The 22,562-nt window shown below is 32.7% G+C and carries 19 protein-coding genes; 11 read left to right on the forward strand and 8 right to left on the reverse strand.

From position 1 onward, the window contains the following. Positions 1 to 124: 124 nt before the first annotated feature. The gene (locus ACT3CE_RS17990) at positions 125 to 1,213 is read right to left on the reverse strand and encodes a mannose-1-phosphate guanylyltransferase (RefSeq protein WP_444711150.1); all 1,089 of its coding nucleotides are present in this window, start codon (positions 1,211 to 1,213) and stop codon (positions 125 to 127) included. A 154-nt stretch (positions 1,214 to 1,367) separates the two neighbouring features. On the opposite strand from ACT3CE_RS17990, the gene ACT3CE_RS17995 reads away from it, so the two are divergent. From ACT3CE_RS17995 to ACT3CE_RS18015, 5 genes are all read left to right on the forward strand, one after another. Continuing rightward, a complete protein-coding gene (locus tag ACT3CE_RS17995) occupies positions 1,368 to 2,108 on the forward strand; it encodes an MlaE family ABC transporter permease (RefSeq protein WP_444711151.1) in 741 nt (246 codons plus the stop codon). Continuing rightward, a complete protein-coding gene (locus ACT3CE_RS18000; RefSeq protein ID WP_444711152.1) occupies positions 2,105 to 2,857 on the forward strand; it encodes an ABC transporter ATP-binding protein in 753 nt (250 codons plus the stop codon). Before ACT3CE_RS17995 ends, ACT3CE_RS18000 begins: the two co-directional genes overlap by 4 nt. A 72-nt stretch (positions 2,858 to 2,929) precedes the next feature. Then, the gene (locus ACT3CE_RS18005; protein ID WP_444711153.1) at positions 2,930 to 3,760 is read left to right on the forward strand and encodes a DUF4296 domain-containing protein; all 831 of its coding nucleotides are present in this window, start codon (positions 2,930 to 2,932) and stop codon (positions 3,758 to 3,760) included. Beyond that, entirely contained in the window at positions 3,757 to 4,566 is an 810-nt protein-coding gene (locus tag ACT3CE_RS18010; RefSeq protein ID WP_444711154.1) for an amidohydrolase family protein, read from the forward strand. The genes ACT3CE_RS18005 and ACT3CE_RS18010 overlap by 4 nt, the downstream gene beginning before the upstream one ends. 66 nt (positions 4,567 to 4,632) lie before the next feature. After that, positions 4,633 to 5,412 (forward strand): radical SAM protein, encoded by a 780-nt coding sequence (locus tag ACT3CE_RS18015; RefSeq protein WP_444711155.1) that lies wholly within the window; start codon positions 4,633 to 4,635, stop codon positions 5,410 to 5,412. On the opposite strand, the gene ACT3CE_RS18020 is transcribed toward ACT3CE_RS18015, so the two are convergent. Next, entirely contained in the window at positions 5,409 to 6,698 is a 1,290-nt protein-coding gene (locus ACT3CE_RS18020) for a glycosyltransferase (protein WP_444711156.1), read from the reverse strand. The genes ACT3CE_RS18015 and ACT3CE_RS18020 overlap by 4 nt on opposite strands. A 173-nt stretch (positions 6,699 to 6,871) precedes the next feature. On the opposite strand from ACT3CE_RS18020, the gene ACT3CE_RS18025 reads away from it, so the two are divergent. Next, complete coding sequence (locus ACT3CE_RS18025) at positions 6,872 to 7,768, forward strand: hypothetical protein (protein WP_444711157.1); 897 nt, start codon at positions 6,872 to 6,874, stop codon at positions 7,766 to 7,768. A gap of 25 nt (positions 7,769 to 7,793) precedes the next feature. Next, the gene (locus ACT3CE_RS18030; protein WP_444711158.1) at positions 7,794 to 8,249 is read left to right on the forward strand and encodes a hypothetical protein; all 456 of its coding nucleotides are present in this window, start codon (positions 7,794 to 7,796) and stop codon (positions 8,247 to 8,249) included. Between the two features lie 64 nt (positions 8,250 to 8,313). Here ACT3CE_RS18030 and ACT3CE_RS18035 read toward each other — a convergent pair whose 3' ends face one another. The 4 genes from ACT3CE_RS18035 to ACT3CE_RS18050 form a co-directional block, all read right to left on the reverse strand. Then, entirely contained in the window at positions 8,314 to 9,189 is an 876-nt protein-coding gene (locus tag ACT3CE_RS18035; protein WP_444711159.1) for a hypothetical protein, read from the reverse strand. A 243-nt stretch (positions 9,190 to 9,432) separates the two neighbouring features. Next, positions 9,433 to 11,868: a TonB-dependent receptor gene (locus ACT3CE_RS18040; protein ID WP_444711160.1), complete on the reverse strand. Its 2,436-nt coding sequence runs from the start codon at positions 11,866 to 11,868 to the stop codon at positions 9,433 to 9,435. A gap of 149 nt (positions 11,869 to 12,017) precedes the next feature. Next, positions 12,018 to 12,383, reverse strand: a complete 366-nt coding sequence (locus ACT3CE_RS18045; protein WP_444711161.1) for a hypothetical protein — start codon at positions 12,381 to 12,383, stop codon at positions 12,018 to 12,020. Between the two features lie 123 nt (positions 12,384 to 12,506). Next, positions 12,507 to 13,814 carry a hypothetical protein gene (locus ACT3CE_RS18050; protein WP_444711162.1) on the reverse strand — a complete coding sequence of 436 codons (1,308 nt, stop codon included), beginning with the start codon at positions 13,812 to 13,814 and terminating at the stop codon, positions 12,507 to 12,509. 77 nt (positions 13,815 to 13,891) lie between these two features. Between ACT3CE_RS18050 and ACT3CE_RS18055 the strand changes: the two genes are divergently transcribed. Genes ACT3CE_RS18055 through ACT3CE_RS18065 form a run of 3 tightly spaced genes read left to right on the forward strand, consistent with a single transcriptional unit; the run spans position 13,892 to position 16,987 of the window. Then, entirely contained in the window at positions 13,892 to 15,775 is a 1,884-nt protein-coding gene (locus tag ACT3CE_RS18055) for an Ig-like domain-containing protein (RefSeq protein WP_444711163.1), read from the forward strand. 4 nt (positions 15,776 to 15,779) lie between these two features. Further along, positions 15,780 to 16,091: an MTH1187 family thiamine-binding protein gene (locus ACT3CE_RS18060; RefSeq protein WP_444711164.1), complete on the forward strand. Its 312-nt coding sequence runs from the start codon at positions 15,780 to 15,782 to the stop codon at positions 16,089 to 16,091. A 23-nt stretch (positions 16,092 to 16,114) separates the two neighbouring features. Continuing rightward, entirely contained in the window at positions 16,115 to 16,987 is an 873-nt protein-coding gene (locus ACT3CE_RS18065; RefSeq protein ID WP_444711165.1) for a DUF3108 domain-containing protein, read from the forward strand. A gap of 3 nt (positions 16,988 to 16,990) precedes the next feature. Here the strand turns inward: ACT3CE_RS18065 and ACT3CE_RS18070 are convergent, their stop codons facing one another. Both ACT3CE_RS18070 and cysS read right to left on the reverse strand, forming a co-directional pair. Beyond that, on the reverse strand, positions 16,991 to 18,115 hold the full coding sequence (locus tag ACT3CE_RS18070) for a glutaminyl-peptide cyclotransferase (RefSeq protein ID WP_444711166.1): 1,125 nt from the start codon (positions 18,113 to 18,115) through the stop codon (positions 16,991 to 16,993). A 91-nt stretch (positions 18,116 to 18,206) separates the two neighbouring features. After that, complete coding sequence (gene cysS, locus ACT3CE_RS18075; protein WP_444711167.1) at positions 18,207 to 19,679, reverse strand: cysteine--tRNA ligase; 1,473 nt, start codon at positions 19,677 to 19,679, stop codon at positions 18,207 to 18,209. A gap of 569 nt (positions 19,680 to 20,248) precedes the next feature. On the opposite strand from cysS, the gene rnr reads away from it, so the two are divergent. Further along, positions 20,249 to 22,402, forward strand: a complete 2,154-nt coding sequence (gene rnr, locus ACT3CE_RS18080; RefSeq protein ID WP_444711168.1) for a ribonuclease R — start codon at positions 20,249 to 20,251, stop codon at positions 22,400 to 22,402. Positions 22,403 to 22,562: the final 160 nt, after the last annotated feature.

Genomic DNA, 22,562 nt, shown 5'->3' on the forward strand with positions numbered 1-22,562 from the left:
AATTTTTTTCTTGAGCTAGAAAAAGGCTCCGAAAAAATCAGAATAACTTTACTTACACACTTTATGGGATACTACTATAAAAAAGGACCTTTAAAGGTCCTTTTTTATTTCTATGATATTTCTACTAAATAAATTTCTCACCTTTAGCTATTTTAACGTCATTTACAAACTTTCGAATTTCCTGTTCATCTTGTCTTCTACAGATTAATAAAGTTTTATCTGTATCAACAACAATATAATCCTTTAACCCCTGAACTACCGCAAGTTTATCTTTATTGACATTAATTAGACAATCTTTCGATTCATAAACCATAACATTATCACCCTGAACGGCATTTTGATTACTATCCTTAGATGAGTGTTCATACATTGACCCCCAAGTACCTAAATCGGACCACCCAAACTCAGTACAGTAAACAAAAACACTATCTGCTTTCTCTAGAATCCCATAATCGATTGAAATATTCTGACACTCAGGATAAATTTTATCAATAGCCTCTTGTTCTGAATCTGTACCTAACTCATTCATAATTGAACTAAACAAAGCATTTACATCGGGTAAAAAGCGCCCAAAAGCCTTGTGAATAGCTGCCAATGACCAGATAAAAATTCCAGAATTCCAAAAAAACTCACCCGATTCATAAAATACCTTAGCTAATTCTGCATGAGGTTTCTCGGTAAATGTTTTCACAGGAAAAATACTGTCACTTTCGGGAGTATATTTTTTACCTACTTGGATATATCCATATCCTATTTCGGCTCTGGAAGGCTTCATTCCAAGTGTTAACAGCTTTTCGTTATCCTTAACAAAGCCTAATCCTTCATACAAAACAGTATGAAACTTTACTTCATTTAAGATTAAATGATCGGCAGGAGTTACAATAACAGAAGCATTGGGGTTAATTTTTAAAATCTTAAAATTTGCGTAAGCAATACAAGGAGCTGTATTTCTTCGTAAAGGCTCTAAAAGCACCTGATTTTCATTTATTTCAGGAATCTGTTCTAAAACCAGATCTTTATAAATAGCATTAGTGACAACTAAAAAATTTTCAACAGGACATATCGAAGCAAAACGCTCAAAAGTATGTCTGATTAAAGTTTTTCCGGTACCAAGAATATCTAAAAATTGTTTAGGACGGTTATTTTTACTCAAAGGCCAAAAGCGAGCTCCTACCCCGCCAGCCATAATCACACAATAATTATTTGTATCCATATTGATTTTTAATGATATGCAGATAAAAATTTGATATTCTAAAATACAGAAATCTCAGATCAATTCAAAAATTGATTGCTGATTCTTCGACAATATTAAAGAGCTTTAGAATGTAAACAAATTATTTGTAATTTTATCCTAAACATTATACCGTATGAACTTGTTCGAACACGTAGGTAAATTCTCAAGATTCCTGATTTTGGTAATTTCAAAGCCCGAAAAAAACAAATCATTTTTCATTCAAATTATCAGGGAAATCCATAAACTAGGGATTAACTCCATTGGAATAGTCGTTATCATCTCATTATTTATGGGAGCGGTTATTTCCTTACAAACAGCATATAACATGCTAAACCCTTTTCTACCCGATTATTTGGTAGGTTATACCACTCGTGAATCCATGATTTTAGAGTTTTCTTCAACAATTGTAGGCTTAATATTAGCTGGAAAAGTAGGTTCTAATATTGCATCAGAAATTGGATCGATGCGAGTTACCGAACAAATTGACGCATTAGAAATTATGGGGATTAATTCTGCCAGTTATCTGATATTACCAAAAATTGTGGCAGCAATGTTCATTAATCCATTTTTATATATTTTAAGTGTAACAGTGGGTATTCTTGGAGGTTTACTTGCAGGATATTTAAGCGAAACAGTTCCATTATCAGAGTATATTTATGGTGTTCAATACTCATTTGTTCAATATTACATTACTTACTCACTTATAAAAACTGTAGTTTTTGCCTTTATAATTACAGCAATTCCCTCGTACTATGGTTATTATGTAAATGGCGGAGCTCTAGAAGTAGGAAAAGCAAGTACAAAGGCAGTTGTAAATAGTAGTATTCTTATACTTTTAACAAACCTAATTTTAACACAAATACTTTTAAAATGATAAGGCTTGAAAACGTAAATAAATCATTTAACGATTTAAAAGTCCTTAATGATATTTCGATAACATTTGAAGAAGGAAAAACCAACTTAATAATAGGCCAAAGTGGATCGGGCAAAACCGTGCTGCTAAAATCAATTATTGGATTGCATGAAGTAGATTCTGGTTATATTTTTTATAACGATAGAGATTTTACCTCATTTAATTTAAAAAAGAAAAAAGAAATAAGAAAAGAAATGGGCATGGTTTTTCAGGGAGGTGCACTCTTCGACTCTTTAAATGTTGAGGAAAATGTAATGTTTCCACTAGATATGTTTTCGGAAATGAGCAATACAGAGAAACTTGACAGGGTTAATTTTTGTTTGAACCGTGTGAATATAAAGAATGCCAATCATTTGTACCCTGCCGAAATTAGCGGTGGTATGCAAAAACGAGTTGCCATTGCGCGTGCCATAGCTTTAAATCCGAAATATCTGTTTTGTGATGAACCAAACTCAGGCCTAGATCCTGTTACCGCAATAGTAATTGATAATTTAATACAAGAAATTACCAAAGAGTATAATATGACAACTATTATTAACACTCACGATATGAATTCGGTAATGGAAATTGGTGAAAAAATTCTTTTCATTAGTAAAGGACACAAAGCCTGGGAAGGAAATAAAAATGAAATTTTCGATACCGATAATCAGGCTTTAAACGATTTTGTATTTGCATCAGAATTGTATAAAAAGATTAAAAAATCGAGCTGATAGCTTCCAAATTAAATCTTTATCGATCTGTTTTATATCTTTGCCCTACAATAAATAAAGAATCTTTTTTCGATGAATAAATTCCTTCTCATAATAAGTATAGCCCTACTGGTATGTTTTTCCTCTTGTAATGACAAAAAAGAGGCTCCTAAATTAAACGAAAATGAATTCATTAAATTATTAATTGATATTCATATTGCCGATGGAACACTATCGGCTCAAAATATTTACCGAGCGGGAAATAATCAGCGACCAAGCTATTATTACAATTCTATTTACAAAAAATACAATTTAACTCCTGTCGAATTTGACTCCTGCATATCCTACTATGCGGCAAACACAAAAAATTTTACTAAAATTTATGATGTTGTAATCGATTCGTTAAACAGATTAGAAACAAAATATCGTATTGATATTAAAAATGCCAAATTAGAACAGGATACTGTAAACCTTTGGAAAAAGAAAGATCATTGGATTGTTCCTAAAAATGGGAAACCACGCTTCAATTTTATAATTCCTGTTAATCAAAAAGGAATTTATACCATATCAGCTCGAATAAAAATTTCGGAAAAAGATCAATCTGAAAATACTAAGATGACAGCTTATTTTTGGAAAAAAGACACAATAAATGGCCCTCAGGAAGTACATTTTGAACCTCTTGAAATTATAAAAGACTCCATATTCAAAACCTACAGTATTCAATTGGAATATCCCGATACAACCTACACCGAACTAAGAGGAAGTGTTTTGGACTGGGATAATGACTTACCTCAATTTACACAGGAATATGAAATTAAAGATATTATGATTTATAATCCTGAAATAAAGCCTGATAGTATTGAATTGGAAAAGGAAATTCAAAAACATTTGAATCACGAAGCACTAAGATTTGAAATGAAATGAGAAAAATAACTGCAAATTATATTTTCACTCTTGTTTCCAAACCTTTAAAAAATGGTATTATTATTCTGGATGATACCGATCGTATTATTGATATAATAGATACAAAAGGAAAATTACAAGAAATCCAGGATCTGGAATTTTATGGAGGTATAATTGTTCCTGGCTTCGTTGATGCATTTTGTATGTTATCGTGGAGTTCCTTTACTCAAAACAATTTTTCCGATTGCCTGGATAATAATTTCATTCACAATATTACCAATAAACTATCTGAATTAAATCCTGATATTAATTCTACTCAAAAAGGAATAAATCATTTAGAAGCTTTTGGAACAAAAGGAGCTGCCGATATTTTGCCTCAATCGAATTATGCAGACAAAAAAGCTAAATCGAATGTATTATTTCAAAACATCGACTTCTCAACATTATTTTCTGAACTTAATGTTTTTGCGAATATAAATTTACAAGATACCGATTCGCCTATTCTTATTAATAGATATACAAGTGGCAATTGCAATACAAATAAGTCTGAATTTTCCAGTAGATATTGCGTGGGAACTGGCTCGTTAGGGACCCATCAGAAACTATCGGTATTTGAAGAATTAAAAGCAATACAAGAAAAAAACCAAAATATAAATTTAGAAGATTTATTAAAATGGGGATGTTTAAATCCGGCAAAATACTTAGGCTTAAGTAAGGAATTAGGTAGCCTGGAAATTGGTAAAAAACCAGGTTTAAATTTAATTTCGGGGATGGATTTTAAAAATCAAAAACTTAGCATTAATAGCCTATTAAAAGTACTTCTTTAATTTTCATGTGAATTCTAAGCTCAAACCGGTATTTTATCTAAATTTGCCAACTAAATAAAATAAGATATGGCAACTTTTCTTTTCGATAAAATTATATTTGGTCCGGTAAAAAGCAGACGATTAGGAGTTTCTTTAGGTATTAATTTACTTCCTAACGATTGTAAACTTTGTAGTTTTAATTGTATTTACTGCGAATGCGGCTGGAACCCCGATAAAAAAGATCAGAAAATAAGTTTTCACCCTAAAAATAAGGTAAAAGAGCGCTTAAGAGAAAAATTAAGCGAAATGAAAGCCAATAAGGAAGCTCCCGATGTAATTACCTTTGCAGGAAATGGAGAGCCAAGTTTACATCCCGAATTTGATAAGATTATAGATTATACAATTGAGGTAAGAGACGAATTATTTCCTAAGGCACGTATTGCAGTACTTTCAAACGCTTCAACCATCCACAAAAAATCGGTATTTAATGCTTTAAATAAAGTAGACGACAATATCCTTAAATTAGATGGTGGTACGGAAGAAACTATTCTTAAATTAGATCAGCCAGTAGGAAAATATGATTTGATTCGAACTGTAGATCTTTTATCAAAATTTGAAGGAAATTTAATTATTCAGACCTTATTTATTAGAGGAGAATATAATGGAAATATTATTGATAACACCTCTGAAAATGAAATAAGTGAATGGATTAAACATTTGCATAAAATTCAGCCTAAAGAAGTCATGATTTATACCATATCGCGCGATACTCCAAGCGATAATCTGGAAAAAATCGGATTGGAAGAATTACAGGAAATTGCAAAAAAAGTTGAAGCTGCAGGCTTTAAAACTCAAATTAGCAGTTAAGATTTATACTTAACAGCCAAATCAAGTAATTCTGTTAACTTTTCTTCTAAAGTATCGAAAGAGAAGTGTTTTTTACCAAGTTCATAGTTAAATTCACCAATTTCACGATTCAGCTTTTCATTATGAATAATTTCTTTCATATCTGCTAAAGTTTTATTGGTGATATTATTATCTTCGAGCATAACCGTTTTAAAGCCTTTGCTGCCAATATCGGGCCAATAAACAGGCTTATAATTATTCACAAAAACAGGACATTTAGCCAAAACCGATTCGATAAAAGCATTTCCAAAACCTTCATAAGTACTAAAATAAGTACTTGCTTTTGCATGAGCATAGGCATCCGATAATGAATAAGCATTACTTCCGGGAATTTGTCGTCGGTAATTTTTTATAATATGTGAAGAAAACAGAACTTGTCCCTCTAATTTAAGTTCATGTATCAAATCCATCAGCTCGTTATAATACAAACTTCCTTCATCGTCGGAATGATTTCCAGTAATTACCAATTTAGCATGTTTATCCTCCAGCATCTGAATCAATCGAATAGCCGTTTCAATGCCTTTTCGGCGCACAATTCTGGTAACCTGAGCGAGAATATAATCATTTTTTTGAAGGCCTAAATTTTGCTTTAAATTGATATTAGAACTATTTATATCTCCAAAAGGCAAATCAAAATTCATGACATTGGGAACAACAATAGAATTTCGATTAAACCGTTCACTTAAAGTTGTTTTACCATAGGTATTAATTACTGCATGAAACACATTAGGCAAACGCAAAGGAAAATTATCATCAACAATTTTATTAATTTCAGGATATGGCGACAAATACCTTGAGCCTCTCTCCCAATGAAAATCATGATCATGAGTAATAGTTGGTAAATCGAGTTCTATAATCGCCTTTCTAATTCCCAGTCCCATTTCTAAATGAGCAGGCAGTGCCGATGCATTTTCTGAAACAAGAACTTCAATCTTCTTATCTCTTGCCCAATCGGTAATTTTATCGCAAATTAATTTTTCGTAAAAATGAATGTGCTCGAGAAGCTCTGGTAAGTTATTATCTGGAAAATGAAAAGCTTTTTTTTGCCCCCAAAAACCTTCTGGCGAAAAAAATGACATCTCAGAAACTAAGGTCTCCCATTTAGAATCAAGCTTTCTTTCTTCGAACTGACCTGACAAAGTAAAGACTTCATGTCCCATTTTTTGAAATACTTTAATCCATTTTTCAGTTTCCAATGCAACCCCATCAACTCCACCTATACGGCCAATTAATATACCTATTCTCATAACATTTTTCCTTTACTTAACTTACAATTTACGATTATAAAGACCAATTGTTTCTGCTTTCTGAAAGTTTTTTACAGAAGTGCCGATATATTAGATTTTTGTTTGTTAGTTATGTATAAAAATATAACTTTAGGTTTAATGCGTAAATGTTACAAAGAGTAAATTCGATAATTATGTTTAAAACATCTATTAAAATAATTAGTTTTTTACTGATTTTCATTAATTCTCTTTTATGTTGTGCTTGTCAAAATAACAAGTCTGTAAAAGAAAAAGAAAGTGAAATCAGCAAGGATAAAATTCAAAAAATTGGAACTGTAAAAAATCTATTTTATAATATTCCAAGTCCTATCGAGGTAACTGAAATTATGAAAGAAATGGATCTTCCATATCAACCTGATTTAATGAATTCGGTAAATAACTCCGATAATTATTTATCACAATCGGATATGGCAATAAATATTGGAATTTATGGTGCCGATTTAAGTTACATTCGTATTTATGAACAATTTCAGGATGCAGCCAGATATTTAGCAGTAATAAAAAAGTTTACGCGCGAACTAGGTATACCTGAAGAACGGGAAAAACAAACAGCCCGCAGAGTAGAAGAGAATATCGAAAATCAGGATTCACTGCTAAATATTATATCAGAAACATTTACTAAATCGGATAGTTATTTAAAGGAAAATCAAAGAGGTGGAACCGCAGCTCTAATTGTTTTTGGAGGTTGGATAGAAACACTTTATTTAGCAACCAATATTATCGATTTAAAAAACCCTAAGAAGGAAATGATCGATTTAATTTCGCAACAAAAATATTCTGTTAAAAATCTTATTGGCTTATTAAATCAGTATCGCAACAACCCTAAAATAATTAGCATTTTACCTGATTTAAAAAAGTTAGATTCTAAGTTTCGTGAAATTGAGCAGGTTAAAAAAACTCCGGCAAATTTAAAATCGAAAAATGGCAAAACAGTTATCCACAATAAAATAACTCTTAAGGCCTCGAATAAAACCATTAAAGAAATTACAGAAATAAATAATCGTATTAGAGCCAGACTAACCGAATTATAATTGTTCGATCTAAAACTTGATATAGATGAAAATAACTAAATATACAATATTACTACTCTTTGTATTTTGCTTATCAGGACATGGTTTTGCACAATGTAATGAGTACACGAAAAAGGAATGTATTCCTCTTTTATCACCATATACTTTTAATGGTCAGCTTAATAATGCGGTTTTATCTCAAGGAGAAACTGCAGAATTACAACTTACGTTTTATAAAGATCAGGAATATAGAATTTTGGTAAAAGGGGAAGCTAATTTAGACAAATTACAATTTCAGCTTTTCGATACCGACTACAATCTTCTTTACGACAATTCCGATGAAGATTTTATTGAATTATGGGATTTTATGGTAGAAAGTACCGATGATTTTATAATTCGGATTTTAGTTCCAGAAAACAGTAATAAAACGAAACTGGAAAGTGGTTGCGTATCTATTCTTGTTGGATTTAGAGCTTTTGGATCGAGAACGATATTTAAATAAACACTAACAAATGCAAAAAGAGCTTGTCATTTCTAACAAGCTCTTTTTATATATCTATAATAATTTATTTTAGCAGGAATGTTGCATTTCCAATGTGATTTCCTTCAGTAAATACATCTACTTTATACTCTCCGGCAATTAAACTACCATCGTTATCCCAAAAAATAGCCACTTCGAGTGCATCTCCTTCAAAATCTATTTCACGTTTAGCAGAATATACCAATTTAGTATTTTCATAATCGAACAATAAATTTTGTGGATTTCCCAATACAACTTCATCGGGACGTGTTAAACGAATAAAAATTTCTTTTACTCCTGTTGATGCTGTAATGTTTTTCTGAATTGTAAAACTAGATTTTAACTTTTTGGTTTTAGATATTTTTTTAACTGTTTTCCCTTTTTTATTAATCGGATAACAAGTAAGGTCTACTAAATCGAGAGCAGAAGCTTTACTAATTACCTCTTTCATATTTTCGGTTGATTCCTGTAATTTCTCGTTTCGCTCCTTCACCCAGCTAATTTGTTTTTTCACCTTTCTATTCTCGGCAGTGAGCAACTGGTTTCGGGTATTCAGCGAATCAATCTGCACAATATAATCTCTTAATACACCTTTTAGTGTTCCTAATTCTCGCTTGTACTTATTAATTTCGGCGTAAGAATTATTGCGAAAAACCCTCATGCGATCTAATAATTCAGCAATTTTTTCCTGCTCCATTTTCAGTTGAACATTAAGCGTATCATTGCTCGTTTGCAAAGAATCATAATCCTGAGAAAGTAGTTTTAATTCATTCTCTAAACCAAGTTTCTCTGTCGTAATTTCACCTATATATCTTTTGTTTTCGCGATGTTCCATAAAATACATTACAGCAACAATCAATAAAACTGTTCCAAGGCCAACTAATACTCCTTTATAAATTTTATCTTTTTTTTCGTTTTCCATGATACTTTAATAATTCTATCTGATTTTATACTTTCGTGCAAATTTACTTATCTTTTTTAAAATAAGATTCTTTGATTCACATTTGTTTAACTCTTATATTTTTAACTATCAAAACAGATAATTTCAATTTTTATACCATTTAAATTTACTGAGTAAAAAAAAACGGGATAAACCTCTTAAAAAGAAGGATATCCCGTTAGATTAAGCCTATTGGCTACAATATATTATTGTAGAAACTTTCTACTAAAAGTTACCAATTTTCACACCTAAATAAATTGTTCGAGGACTTAATGGTCCATAAATATAACTTGCGTCTCTATTTGGACCTCTATCATAATCATCCTGATAAGAATTAAAAATATTTTTCACTCCTAAATCGAACTGAAGCTTTACCTCTCTACCCAAATCGAAATGGTAAGCAAAATTAATTCCTAGATCCATAAAATTATCAGTTTTTACCAGGCTTTCTTCTTCTATCAAAATATTATTAGCATCTAATCCTCCGGCAAGGTGCATAATGTTCATTTCACCAGTATACGATCCGCTTAAAGTAGCTGTAAATTCATGCTTAGGCTTCCAGTTCATGGCAAAATATCCGTAATGCTCTGGTGTTCTTAAAATTTCATCGGTAGAGCTGTTAAGTTCATTATCATCATCACCCTGATCGATAAATTCATCATATTTACTTGATTGTAAAGTCATACCCATTTGAAAATCTAACTTGTAAGAAGGTGCTAGTTTAAATTCGATATTAGCACCTTTCACAACTGCACCATTAGCATTTCGTCTTAGCGAAATCACATTCCCATCGCTATCAGGATCACTAAACTCACTTACAAAAGGATCTTTTAAGTCTGTATAAAATCCTTCGAGCAATAAATAGGTCTGAATTTTTCCTATGGTTTTAGTAAAATCTAATGATGCCGTTAAACTATTCGAGCTTTCTTCTTTTAAGTTCGGATCATTCTCGTGAATAATTCTTCTTGCGCCAGATGCTTCGATATGTAGATCTTCATTAAAGATTTGAGGAGCTCTAAATCCGCGAGCATAGCTTAAGCGCAACTGAGTTGGTTCCGATAATTTAAAAAGAATATTTGCACGAGGACTAAATACCGTATTCGAATTCTCCTCACCATTTTCCTCATTTTTAATATCATAAGAATCCATTCTCACTCCCAACAAAAAATTAACGAATCCTAAATCCCATTTACTCTGCGCAAAAGCTCCTATGGTATTTGATTTCTGATCGGCAATGTTTGTTGTTGGAACAAAAGCTTGGTCAATCACATCATAATAACCTAATTTATCGTCTTTTAGTTTATTATAAGTATTATCAATACCAAAAGTGAGATCTGCTGGCGAAAATAACAAGTTTTCTGCTGTAGTGTGCAACTGAGCACCAACTGAAACAGCCAAATCGTTGGTCTTACCGTAAGAACTTAAATCGGGAATTATAGTACCATTATCCTCGTTAATACTTGCTGCTCCATAAAAACTTTTTCTATCAATATGCTGAGCAGAAGCATAAACTGAAAATTTACTATTTCTGTTTTCATTTAAGTATTGATCCCAAACAACACCTCCTGAATTAATTCTGTGCTCGACCTGTTCTGCCACATTTGCCTGATGAGCTGGTAAACTAAGTTGATCTCCCCCTCTTCTGTATTCATCAACAATATGATACTCGAAGGTAAGTTTACTTAAATCGGAAAATCTACGATAAGCTCGCAATCCAGCACTTAAATTTTCAATTTTTACCATGTCAGAATATCCATCTTCGTTCGCATCCCAATCGTCGCGCTGACGGTTCATTCCAAAAATAAAAATTCCACTTTTGTGATCCTCAGATACTACAGAAGCATTAAAATCGGCAGTAAAATCATTTGCTGCACTTCCTGCATCATCGACACCAACACCAATTAAGCCATATTTTAATCCAGCTTTAAAAGAATTGCTTACCGGATCCTTTGTAATAATATTAATTGTTCCGGCAATTGCATTTCCACCAAACAAAGCAGATCCACCACCACGAACAACTTCTACTCTCTGAATCATGTTTGCAGGGATATGCTCTAATCCGTAAACACCAGCTAATCCGCTAAAAATAGGACGGCTATTAATTAATATCTGTGTGTAAGGACCTTCTAAACCGTTCATTCTTACTTGTGAAAATCCACAGTTGTTACAGTCATTCTCAACTCGTAATCCTGGAGAAAACACCAAACCATCGGCCAAAGTAGCGGCCGAAGTTTGCTCTAATAGTTTTGTAGATATTGAATTCACAACTACAGGTGCATCTTTACGCTGTATATTATTTCTATCGGCAGTAACCACTACCTGATCTAATCCAATAAAATCTTCGGCGATTTTAAAATCGATAGCAGCATTCTTTCCTCCTTTTAAATCACATTCTTTTATATTTATTTTATAGCCAACACATGTTGCTATTACATGATAATGTCCCATTGGTACATTATCTATTACAAATTCGCCATTAAAATTGGTAACCGCTCCAATAGCCGAACCTTCTATAGCAACACTTGCATAAGGAATAGGTTCCTTGCTATTCACATCAATTACTTTTCCTTTAATACTTGCCCTAAGATTTTCGGCAAACACAGAATTACACATACCCACCAACATAAATATGCTGATAAGCAGATGAGTTAAATTTCTCATTACTTAGATTTTATTGTTTGTTATTTGGTTGTATTACAAAAGAAATACATACATAATATTAAGAATGATAACTTAAGTCCACCCCAATTATTTATGTAAGCAAAATTTTAAACTCCTATAAAGTATTAGAAGTCTGAAAATGAAAAATGTTAAGCCAATGCCGGAGGAGCCCGGTTAGGTAAAAGAGTGGCTAACAGACGTTTTTTTACATGGTAATGATATACTTTCGAAACCTCGATTATTTTTCCTAAAGATAAGCTTACAAACAAAAATGCAGCTAGAACAAAGAAAAAACTGGTAAAATGCTGAATCGAAAAATATTCTTGTGCGCTATGGTTATGATTGCTCGAACTTTGAGTATTCCCTGTTTTATGAAAAGGGTGAGCATGAACAATTAAGTTACCATCGGAAGACTTATGAACGTGCCAGTTAAAAACAGCATTACCCGCCAGCAATATCATGGCTGGCAGCAATATGCTAAGTATGGCAATTTTATATTTTAAAATTCTGTTCATTCGTGTTTCGCACTCTTATGATCTGTTTCGAAACAAAAGTAAAGACATAAAACACGCTGTACAATACCTAATTATAGGTATAATAAAAAATAAATATGTTCTACAGCATATATCAAGCTGATTTTAAACAAATAAACAAGTATTCATTACCTCTTCATCTATAAGTAAATCTAATTTATATTCATTATTTCGGGAATGGATTCTGGCATAATAGTCATTCATATTACAAATCATTTCGTTATTGTATAAATACCACAACTGCACATTCTGCCATAATTTTTCTCCCGGACCATATTTACCTCTCCATTCATAAGCCAATTCGGTTAATATTTCTGTTTCCGAACCAAAACGATAAAATATATTCTTAAAAGAAATTGGATGAATACCAGTTTGCTTTGCCTCATCAAATTTAAAATCGGCAAACTCAATTAGTTCCTGAATTTCTTTTCTGCCTTCAAAATTAGAATCGACAACAGGTATCTTATGCAGGCGATCGGTAAAATCGGATGATGATATACTTAAAAACTGCTTCACAAATTGCTCTGTTAAAAGCAGCTGATCCTTTAAATTTGAACTATTCCGCATCGAAATTAAATCTGTAGATATAATATCATCCAAATTAAAAGAAATGTCTTCCTTAAGCAAAGAGCTCAGTTCTTTTAAAACTGTTTCAATAAAGTTAGTTGTTTGATTACTATGTTCACAGATCAATAAAAAATAATCCTGATATCGAATCAACCTAACCAGTTCATTATCCACATAAAATTTAAAACTTCTTTTCAGATACAAGTCTTTCTTATTTAATCGAATGTATAGCTCCTCCTTTTCATCGGTTTGACCGGCATTATCAAAATTAAGCAGGTGCTTATATTGTAATGCATAACCACTATTATTTGGTTTTAAGAGGTCAGAAGCAATAATTTCGTTACTAGTATTGGTTGTAACAGAAGTATAATTTAAAATCGTAACTCCATTATTAACAGCCGATTTTATAAAAGACATTAACAATCGATTCGAATTTATCTTGAATTCTTTATCGATGCCCACCGATGATTCTGAACTTAATTGTAAATTCGGTTCATATCGCGGTATATCTTTATACTTTATCGAGTTAGAAAACAATTCGCTTAATCTGTTTTTAGATTTTCGAATGTGTAAATATTCATCTGGTAGTATAAGGTGAGGAAAACTATTTCGTAAAATTTGAATTGTTTTTTTACTCACATCCTTTGTATTTACAACAGTATGTAGTTCAATATCAAAGTCATTCTCACAAAACATTGCACACTTAAAACCTAATCCAGAAGCAATTAAAGTAAATAAGGCTTCTTTAAATCCACATTTGGTAAAAATAAAATCATACTCATTACCGGTAGCTTCTTCCAATATTTTTTGTCTGTTTTCAGTCGAAAATGCAGTTGAATTAACCATTTTTGTTTTATTAACTTATTTTTGTTTTGAAACTTTGTAATTTTGTTTCCAAATATCAATTATCAAAACCAATCAAATTGAAAAAGATAGCTTTTAATATCCTTATTGGATTAGCAATTACAGCTTTTATATATTCTTGTGCAAATCAGGGTTACCCAACAGGAGGCCCTTTAGATAAAACTCCTCCGAAAGTTGTAAAAACTGAACCGGAAAATTTTGCACTAAATTTTAAAGGTGGGAAAATAGAAATTTTCTTCGACGAATTCGTGAAATTAGAAAAGATCAGTGAAAACTTTGTGATTTCGCCACCATTCAAAAAAACTCCTTCGGTAAAACTAAAGGGAAAATCTATATACGTAAAACTTGAAGAAGAGTTAAAGAAAAATACAACTTATACCATAGATTTTGGAACTGGCATAGTTGATAACAACGAAGGAAATCCATTGGGAGAGTATCAATTTGTATTTTCTACTGGCGAATCAATAGACTCATTAAGTATTAAAGGAAAAGTTAATAATGCTTTTGATGAACTTCCTCTAGCGAACTCGATGGTGATGGCATACTTAAACACTCACGATTCTGTACCTTTAACAACTATTCCCGATTATATTGCTTTAGCCGATTCTGCTGGTTATTTTCAACTTAACAACTTACAATCGGGTACTTATAAATTGTTTGCAATTGTTGATGGCAATAAAGATTACCTGTACAATGGTCCTGGAGAAGCTATCGGATATTTCGATGAATTAATTGTGCCTACAGCTCACCGATTTGAACAATTAGACTCTATTGGAAACGACTCTCTTGTTGTTAAAGAAGCTACTGCACTAGAACCAAACAATATTCAAATAAGAATGTTCGAGGAAGAAAACACATTGCAATATTTAACTGACTACAAACGAAGCCGAAGAGAAAAACTTGATTTCCAATTTAATGCCAGGAGAAGCGATAGTTTACAAATTGATTTTATAGATGTAAATGAAAATAAAAATTGGTTTTTAAAACAGGAAAACAAAACTAAGGACACTCTTTCGTATTGGATTATTGATTCGAGTATTTATAAACGAGACACTTTACTGGCTGCTTTACAATATTTTAAAACCGACACCACTGGAGCATTAGTGAACTTTAAGGATACCGTAAAATTAAATTTTAAGGATCCAAAAAAGGCAAAACAAACAAAAGGCAAAGGCAAGACTAAAAAGAAGAAAAAACAAACAAAAATTAAAAAGCCAACTTACCAATTTAAAGTAAAGACCAGTTCTACACAAGATCTTAATAAATTCCTGTCAATTACTTTTGAAGAACCATTGGCAAACATAAATATGGATAGTATTCATTTCTTTCAAATGAAAGATACGGTAGAAATTCCTGCAAAATTCTCGCTTGAGCAAGATCCTAAAAACTTATTACAATATAATCTGATTACCAAATGGGAACCAGAAACTCAATACAAATTACTTGCCGATTCTACTGCTTTTCAAAATGTTTACGGACTATACAGCGATTCGTTTGAAGGAAAAATAACAACCCGGGAAAAAGAATACTATGGTAAATTATTCCTAAATATTACTGGAGTAAAAACACCTACTCTGGTACAATTGTTAGAAAGTGGAAAAAGTGAAAAAATATCACAAACTCAAAAAATAAAATCCAATCAAACTGTTTTGTTCGACTTTGTATATCCTAAAACCTATATTATTAAGATTATTGAGGATACAAATGACAATGGCATTTGGGATACTGGAAACTACGAGAAAGGAATTCAGCCTGAGCAGGTTTATTTCTTCAGAAAAGAAATAAAAATAAGATCGAATTGGGAAGTTGATGAAGATTTAGTAATTCCTTCGGAATCGGAATTTATTTTTCAGAAAGAAGAAAAAGAACACGAGCATGATCATGATAAGGAAGATCAGAAGAAATCTGATAAAAATATGAAACGTAAAAAAACTAAAAAATAAAGATATGTCTGTACTTCTTGAATTTGCCATATTCCCAACTGATAAAGGCGATAGCGTAAGTAAACAAGTAAGCAAAGTGATCAACTTAATCCGCGAAAGCGGTGTTAATTACCAGCTTACTGCAATGGGTACTTTAATTGAGACTGATACCCTACCCGAGGCTCTTGATATCGTGAATCGTTCTTACAATATTTTAAGCGAAGATTCAAAACGTGTATACTCTACAATGAATATCGATATTCAGAAAGGGAAAAACAATCGCCTGAAAACTAAAGTAGAAGCTATTGAAAGTAAAATTGGACAAGTAAGCAGATAAATAATTAGGAAAAATAGAAAGCATTGTTAAAAAAACTGGTAGCCTCACTTGGAATAAAATATGTATTCCTATTTATTCTGCTATTGCCAATGGCAACGGGGAATCGTGCGTTGGCACAATGTATCGAAAAAAATTTCGCATTTCGGGAAGGTGAAAAGCTTAGCTTTCGCGGATATTACAACTGGGGATTTATTTGGGTAGCTGCAGGCGAGGTTAATTTAAGTGTTGAAAAAAGTACCTATAAAAACAAAAATGCATTTCTGTTTTCTGGAACTGGAAAAAATCTTAAGGCTTTTGATTGGTTTTTTCATTTAAGAGATACACTTACGGCCTATGCCGAAATGGAGACTCTTGCTCCAATGTATTTCGACAGACGTACTCATGAGGCAAAATATCATGCTCATCATGAGTATTGGTTTAATAATAATGACAGTACAATATTCTCTAAAATTAAGAAACGAGAAAAGCCTGTAAAACATGATACTCTTAAAAACAAAGCTTGCACTTTCGATATTTTATCGATAGCCTACTACGTTCGTAATCTTAATTTTTCCAAATACAAAAAGGGAGATAAAATTCCTATCTCTATGCTTATTGACAACGAAATACACTCCCTATATATTCGCTACCGCGGCATAGATATTATTAAAACCAAATCGGGAGAACGGTTTGAGTGCCTTAAATTTTCGCCACTATTGGTAGAAGGTACAATGTTTAAAGGCGGCGAAGATATGACTGTTTGGCTTAGCAACGACAATAACCGAATTCCCATTATGGTTGAAGCAAAAGTACTGGTTGGCAGCGTAAAGGGTGTTCTGGATTCCTACGAAGGTCTGCGCAACTCTAAAAACTCCTTCTTTAAAAAACGAAAGGGCAATTTAGATATCGAAGACTAGTTTTTACTTTTTTTCAATCTTAATCTCGAACAATTTAGACCAATGTTTACCAGTAACAAACAATCTTTCGTTTTCCGAATCCCAGGCAATACCGTTTAAAACCTCATCATGATTTAACTTACTCTTCTCCGAATGTTTTAAAATCGATTCAAGATTAATATTCCCTTCTACTTTTCCCGTTTCCGGATTAATAATCACAATTCGATCGGTTAACCATACATTGGCATAAATTTTACCGTTGATATATTCCAATTCATTCAAATTGGTAAGCATTCCTGCATTGTCATAAACTTCAATAATCCGCTTTTTACTATAATTTTCAGCATCCAGAACAGTTAACAAATTGGTTCCATCCGATATAATCAACTCATTATTATTTGCTGTTATTCCCCATCCCTGATTATTGCTTGTGTTTGGCTCAAAAGAATCTACTTGCTCAAAAGTTTCAGGATTTACCACAAATACTTTTCCTGAATTCCAGGTTAACTGAATAATTTTTCCGTTCGAATAACAAATTCCTTCACCAAAATACTGCTGTTCCAATCCTTTAACAGAAATAGCTTCTCCGTTCTCTAGTTTAACTTTTCTAAGAGTTGATTCTCCATTTCGACCTGTTCCTTCGTATAAAAAACCTTTGCGATAAAACAAACCCTGAGTATAAGCTCTTTTATCGTGAGGATACGATTTTATAATCTCAAAAGAATATTCATCTGGAGCTTTATTCGATTTTAAATTAACATGAGTAGTTAATAATCCAATTTCTCCACTTTCGTGATATGCCATTAGCTTTAAATTATGTCTGCCCATGTTTTCTTTCTCAGGAATCCATTTCCAAACCCAGGGTTTTTTGCTTAATGTAGAAACTAATTTTCCATCACCTATTAATTGGACCGAATCAATATCACCAGCTCGTTTTTTCGCATGCATTAGCACATTAATTTCATCTCCATAAGTAAACATATCACCTCGATGTGGCGATTTTAAACGCATACTACTGATATACTCAATAACTTTCGCAGCAGGTTTTTCTGATACATTATTAGCAGGTTTGTCAGAGCCAGAACCTTTTCCGTTGCATCCGTAAGCCAGAAAAAAAGAAAATAGAAGTATTAAAATCTGGAATTTCATTGGATTGTTTTTTATAAGATCAATTACGATGGTGATAGATAAATTTAGCTAAAAAATAAAAAACTGTCCCAATTACTTAGGACAGTTTCAATTATTTTATGATTTCCCATTCAAAACCATCTTTAGTATCTTTTACCGCGATGCCTAAATTGGTTAACTCATCTCTTATTTTATCAGCTGTAGCCCAGTCTTTATTCTTTTTAGCTTCGTTTCGGGTTGTAAGAAGCAAAGAAATTACCTTATCCAGCATTTCATTGTCGCCTTCTTCGTCGCCCTCATCTTTTAATCCCAAAACATCAAAAACTAAAGATCGGTATAGTGTTTTTAAGGATTCCAGATCGCTTGCTGTAATTTTCTCTTTTCCAACAAGCAAAGAATTTATCATTTTAACGCCATCGAACAAATGAGCAATTAAAATAGGTGTATTTAAATCGTCGTTAAGAGCATCGTAACTTTTACTTTTTAAATCCTGAACCGAAACACTTGATGAATCTGAAGCCTGAATTTTATCTAGACTTGCAATAGCAGTCATCAATCGCTTGAATCCTTTTTCTGCAGCTTTTAAAGCATCGTTAGAAAAATCGAGCGGACTACGATAATGAGCCTGAAGCATAAAGAAACGAACAGTCATTGGACTGTATGCCTGCTCCAATACATCATTTTCGCCAGAAAACATGGTCCCAAGGGTAATAAAATTACCTAATGATTTTCCCATTTTCTGTCCGTTAATGGTAATCATATTATTATGCATCCAATATTTTACAGCTTCTTTTCCATAAGCTCCTGTCGATTGTGCAATTTCACATTCGTGATGCGGAAATTGTAAGTCCAATCCACCACCATGAATATCGAATTCGGCACCTAAATATTTTTGGCTCATTGCCGAGCACTCCAGGTGCCATCCCGGAAAACCATCGCTCCATTTCGAAGGCCAGCGCATAATATGTTCGGGAGCTGCTTTTTTCCACAAAGCAAAATCGAAAGAATTCTTCTTTTCGCTTTGACCTGCAAGCTCGCGAGTATTCGCGATTAAGTCTTCTATCTTACGTCCCGATAATTTACCGTATTCATATTTCTTGCTGTAAGCCTCAACATCAAAATAAATTGATCCGTTACTTTCGTAAGCAAAATTATTTTCCAGTAATCGGTCTATTACCTCCATCTGTTCGATAATATGTCCCGATGCGCGAGGCTCGATACTTGGCATACGAACATTCAAATCATCCATATCCTTATGGTAACGATCGGTAAAGTACTGAACTATTTCCATAGGTTCCAGCTGCTCTAATCTTGCTTTTTTAGCAATTTTATCTTCTCCTTCATCGGCATCGTTAACCAGGTGACCAACATCGGTAATGTTTCTCACATAACGCACTTTATACTCTAAATGAGTAAGATACCTAAACAATAAATCGAAAGTAATTGCCGGGCGAGCATGTCCTAAATGCGCATCGCCATATACTGTAGGACCACATACATACAAACCAACATGTGGTGCATTAATGGGTTCGAACAACTCTTTTTTCCGATGTAGTGTATTATATATGAATAGCTTGTTTTCCATATCCGTTAAAATATTTCGAATTTGTATTGGGGATGTAAAATTATAAAAAATTATTTCACAGAATAAATAATCGCACTAATAACTTTATAATTCTGATAGATAGCCCCTTTATAGAAGCTATTTTTATACCAAAAGACAATTCTATTTTTGTAAACTATCACACTTAAAGTTGATTTTAATGATGCATTTAACATTAAATACAAACTAAATCAATATCGTTTTTTTCATATTTCACGATTTTTATTGTCTATATAGTTTCCTTCTTGTATCTTTGCACCGTTACAATATTCTATCCAATATCCTTGTTTTAGATTTCTTCATCAACAAGATTAGCCTATCCTTAATACCTGCTCTCTGGGATAGATTGAAAAAATCAAATTAAAAACAATAAAGAAAAGGCTATTTATATTGACTTAAATTATTTTTGAAAAGCACTTCCAACGATAAATTCCGATCACATCGAAATTTCTTAAAGTTTAATTAAGACAGATATCGGTCGAATTACAAATATTATTCATAAATTAAAATGGAAGTCTGTTTTCACAGCAATCTTAACATAGATTAAAAAAATGACAAAAAAACATAAAAAATCAGGTCCGAGACATTCTCGTAAGAGCCTGGAAAAATTAATTGTAGGAATTTTTAGCAATAATCCGGATAAAACTTTCAACTACAAACAAATATCCAGATTACTGGAAATAAAAGACATGGGAGTTAAGCAGTTAATCGTTGGTATATTATACGATTTAATTGATCTTGATTTTCTTCATGAATTATCAACCGGAAAATTTAAATTAAAATCGAAAATGGGGAATGTTACAGGAACTGTAGACATGACAGCCCGAGGTGCAGCTTTTATTGTGTGCGACGATTTAGATGAAGATGTATTTGTTTCTCAGGCGAACCTAAACCGAGCTTTGCATGGCGATGTGGTTAATGTATATTTATATGCACGCAAAAAAAGCAAACAACCCGAAGGAGAAGTTGTTGAAATTGTTAAACGCAAAAAAACTACATTCGTTGGTGTTCTTGAGATATCAAAAAATTATGCCTTTTTGGTTTCTTCGGGAAGACAGATGCCTTACGATATTTTTATTCCGCTTACCAAACTAAACGGAGCTAACAATGGAGATAAAGCCATTGCTCAAATAACTGAATGGCCTAAAAAATCAAAAAATCCGGTTGGCCAGATCATTAACGTACTTGGAAAACCTGGCGATAACGACACTGAAATGCACGCTATTCTTGCAGAATTCGATTTGCCTTATGAATTCCCCGAAAAAGTAAATGCAGCGGCCGAAGAGATTTCCGATGAAATTACCAAAGAAGAAATCGCTTTGCGTAAAGATTTTAGAGATATTACAACTTTTACCATCGACCCGCATGATGCGAAAGATTTTGATGATGCATTGTCAATAAGAACTCTGGAAAATGGAAATTGGGAAGTTGGTGTTCACATTGCCGATGTAACTCATTACGTTCGAAAAGGAAGTATAATTGAACAGGAAGCATTCGATAGAGCCACTTCTGTTTACCTGGTAGACAGGGTTGTTCCTATGCTACCGGAACGATTATCGAATGGTGTTTGTTCGCTACGCCCAAAAGAGGAAAAATTAACATTCTCTGCCGTTTTTGAGATGAATAGTAAGGCCGAAGTTCTAAATACCTGGATTGGTAAAACCGTAATTAATTCGGACAGAAGATTTACCTACGAAGAAGCTCAGGAGATTATTGAAACAGGTGAAGGAGACTTTAAAGAAGAAGTTCTTTGCATGGATAAACTTGCAAAACTGCTTCGGGAAAAACGCTTTAAAAAAGGAGCAATTGATTTTGATCGATTTGAAGTTAAATTTGAAATTGATGAGAAAGGAAAACCAACTCGTGTTTTCTTTAAAGAGTCGAAAGATTCGAACAAATTAGTTGAAGAATTTATGCTTTTAGCAAATAAAAAAGTTGCCGAATCGGTTGGTAGAGTCTCAAAAGGAAAAAAAGCAAAGACTTTTATTTACCGAACTCACGATCAACCAAATCCTGAAAAGCTAAACTCTTTTAATCAGTTTATTCGCAAATTTGGATACGGAATTAAAACCTCGAATACCAACTCAATTTCGAGTTCTATGAATGATTTACTACATCAGGTAAAAGGAGAAAACATACAAAATTTAGTGGAAACTTTAGCAATCCGCTCTATGGCCAAGGCTGAATATTCGACAGTAAATATTGGTCACTACGGACTACATTTCGACCACTACTCACATTTTACTTCTCCTATTCGTCGTTATCCCGATATGATGGTTCATCGCCTGCTGGAAAAATATCTTAGTGGCAGTAAATCGGTAAATGCTGATAAATATGAAGAATTCTGTCAACACTGTAGCGAAATGGAACAAAAAGCCGCTAACGCCGAACGTGCATCAATAAAATACAAGCAGGTAGAGTTCATGCAGGAACATTTGGGTCAGGAATTCGAAGGAACAATATCGGGTGTTACCGAATGGGGTTTTTATGTAGAATTAGACGAAAACAAGTGCGAAGGAATGGTTTCAATTCGTGAATTAGAAGATGATTTTTACGAGTTTGATGAAGATAATTATTGCATTGTAGGTCGTCATCATCGAAAGATTTATCAATTGGGCGACAAAATATCAATACGAGTTGCAAAAGCCAATTTAGTAGCGAAACAACTTGATTTTGTTTTACCTGATGTAAAAAAAGAATTCTAAAATATAAGTTCCGGATTCTTTAATGATTTACGAAACTAATTTCGATTACTTAATAATTCATAAAAGAATCCGCTTCGCTTCTTTCATCCACTCTTTTTATGTAATTTTGATTGAAGGGCTTGTAATATGGGCTATTACAAAAACAGATATCAAAAACAAC

The sequence above is a fragment of the Marinifilum sp. RC60d5 genome (assembly GCF_052400665.1).
GTDB lineage: Bacteria > Bacteroidota > Bacteroidia > Bacteroidales > Marinifilaceae > JBQTGK01.

Excerpts from the sequence above, each read along its gene's own strand:
- ACT3CE_RS17995 (WP_444711151.1), top strand. The coding sequence starts at position 1,368 with ATGAACTTGTTCGAACACGTAGGTAAATTCTCAAGATTCCTGATTTTG.
- ACT3CE_RS18035 (WP_444711159.1), bottom strand. The coding sequence starts at position 9,189 with ATGGAAAACGAAAAAAAAGATAAAATTTATAAAGGAGTATTAGTTGGC.
- ACT3CE_RS17990 (WP_444711150.1), bottom strand. The coding sequence starts at position 1,213 with ATGGATACAAATAATTATTGTGTGATTATGGCTGGCGGGGTAGGAGCT.
- ACT3CE_RS18015 (WP_444711155.1), top strand. The coding sequence starts at position 4,633 with ATGGCAACTTTTCTTTTCGATAAAATTATATTTGGTCCGGTAAAAAGC.
- ACT3CE_RS18070 (WP_444711166.1), bottom strand. The coding sequence starts at position 18,115 with ATGAAATTCCAGATTTTAATACTTCTATTTTCTTTTTTTCTGGCTTAC.
- ACT3CE_RS18020 (WP_444711156.1), bottom strand. The coding sequence starts at position 6,698 with ATGAGAATAGGTATATTAATTGGCCGTATAGGTGGAGTTGATGGGGTT.
- cysS (WP_444711167.1), bottom strand. The coding sequence starts at position 19,679 with ATGGAAAACAAGCTATTCATATATAATACACTACATCGGAAAAAAGAG.
- ACT3CE_RS18045 (WP_444711161.1), bottom strand. The coding sequence starts at position 12,383 with ATGAACAGAATTTTAAAATATAAAATTGCCATACTTAGCATATTGCTG.
- ACT3CE_RS18040 (WP_444711160.1), bottom strand. The coding sequence starts at position 11,868 with ATGAGAAATTTAACTCATCTGCTTATCAGCATATTTATGTTGGTGGGT.
- ACT3CE_RS18060 (WP_444711164.1), top strand. The coding sequence starts at position 15,780 with ATGTCTGTACTTCTTGAATTTGCCATATTCCCAACTGATAAAGGCGAT.
- ACT3CE_RS18000 (WP_444711152.1), top strand. The coding sequence starts at position 2,105 with ATGATAAGGCTTGAAAACGTAAATAAATCATTTAACGATTTAAAAGTC.
- ACT3CE_RS18050 (WP_444711162.1), bottom strand. The coding sequence starts at position 13,814 with ATGGTTAATTCAACTGCATTTTCGACTGAAAACAGACAAAAAATATTG.
- ACT3CE_RS18030 (WP_444711158.1), top strand. The coding sequence starts at position 7,794 with ATGAAAATAACTAAATATACAATATTACTACTCTTTGTATTTTGCTTA.
- ACT3CE_RS18005 (WP_444711153.1), top strand. The coding sequence starts at position 2,930 with ATGAATAAATTCCTTCTCATAATAAGTATAGCCCTACTGGTATGTTTT.
- ACT3CE_RS18025 (WP_444711157.1), top strand. The coding sequence starts at position 6,872 with ATGTTTAAAACATCTATTAAAATAATTAGTTTTTTACTGATTTTCATT.
- rnr (WP_444711168.1), top strand. The coding sequence starts at position 20,249 with ATGACAAAAAAACATAAAAAATCAGGTCCGAGACATTCTCGTAAGAGC.
- ACT3CE_RS18010 (WP_444711154.1), top strand. The coding sequence starts at position 3,757 with ATGAGAAAAATAACTGCAAATTATATTTTCACTCTTGTTTCCAAACCT.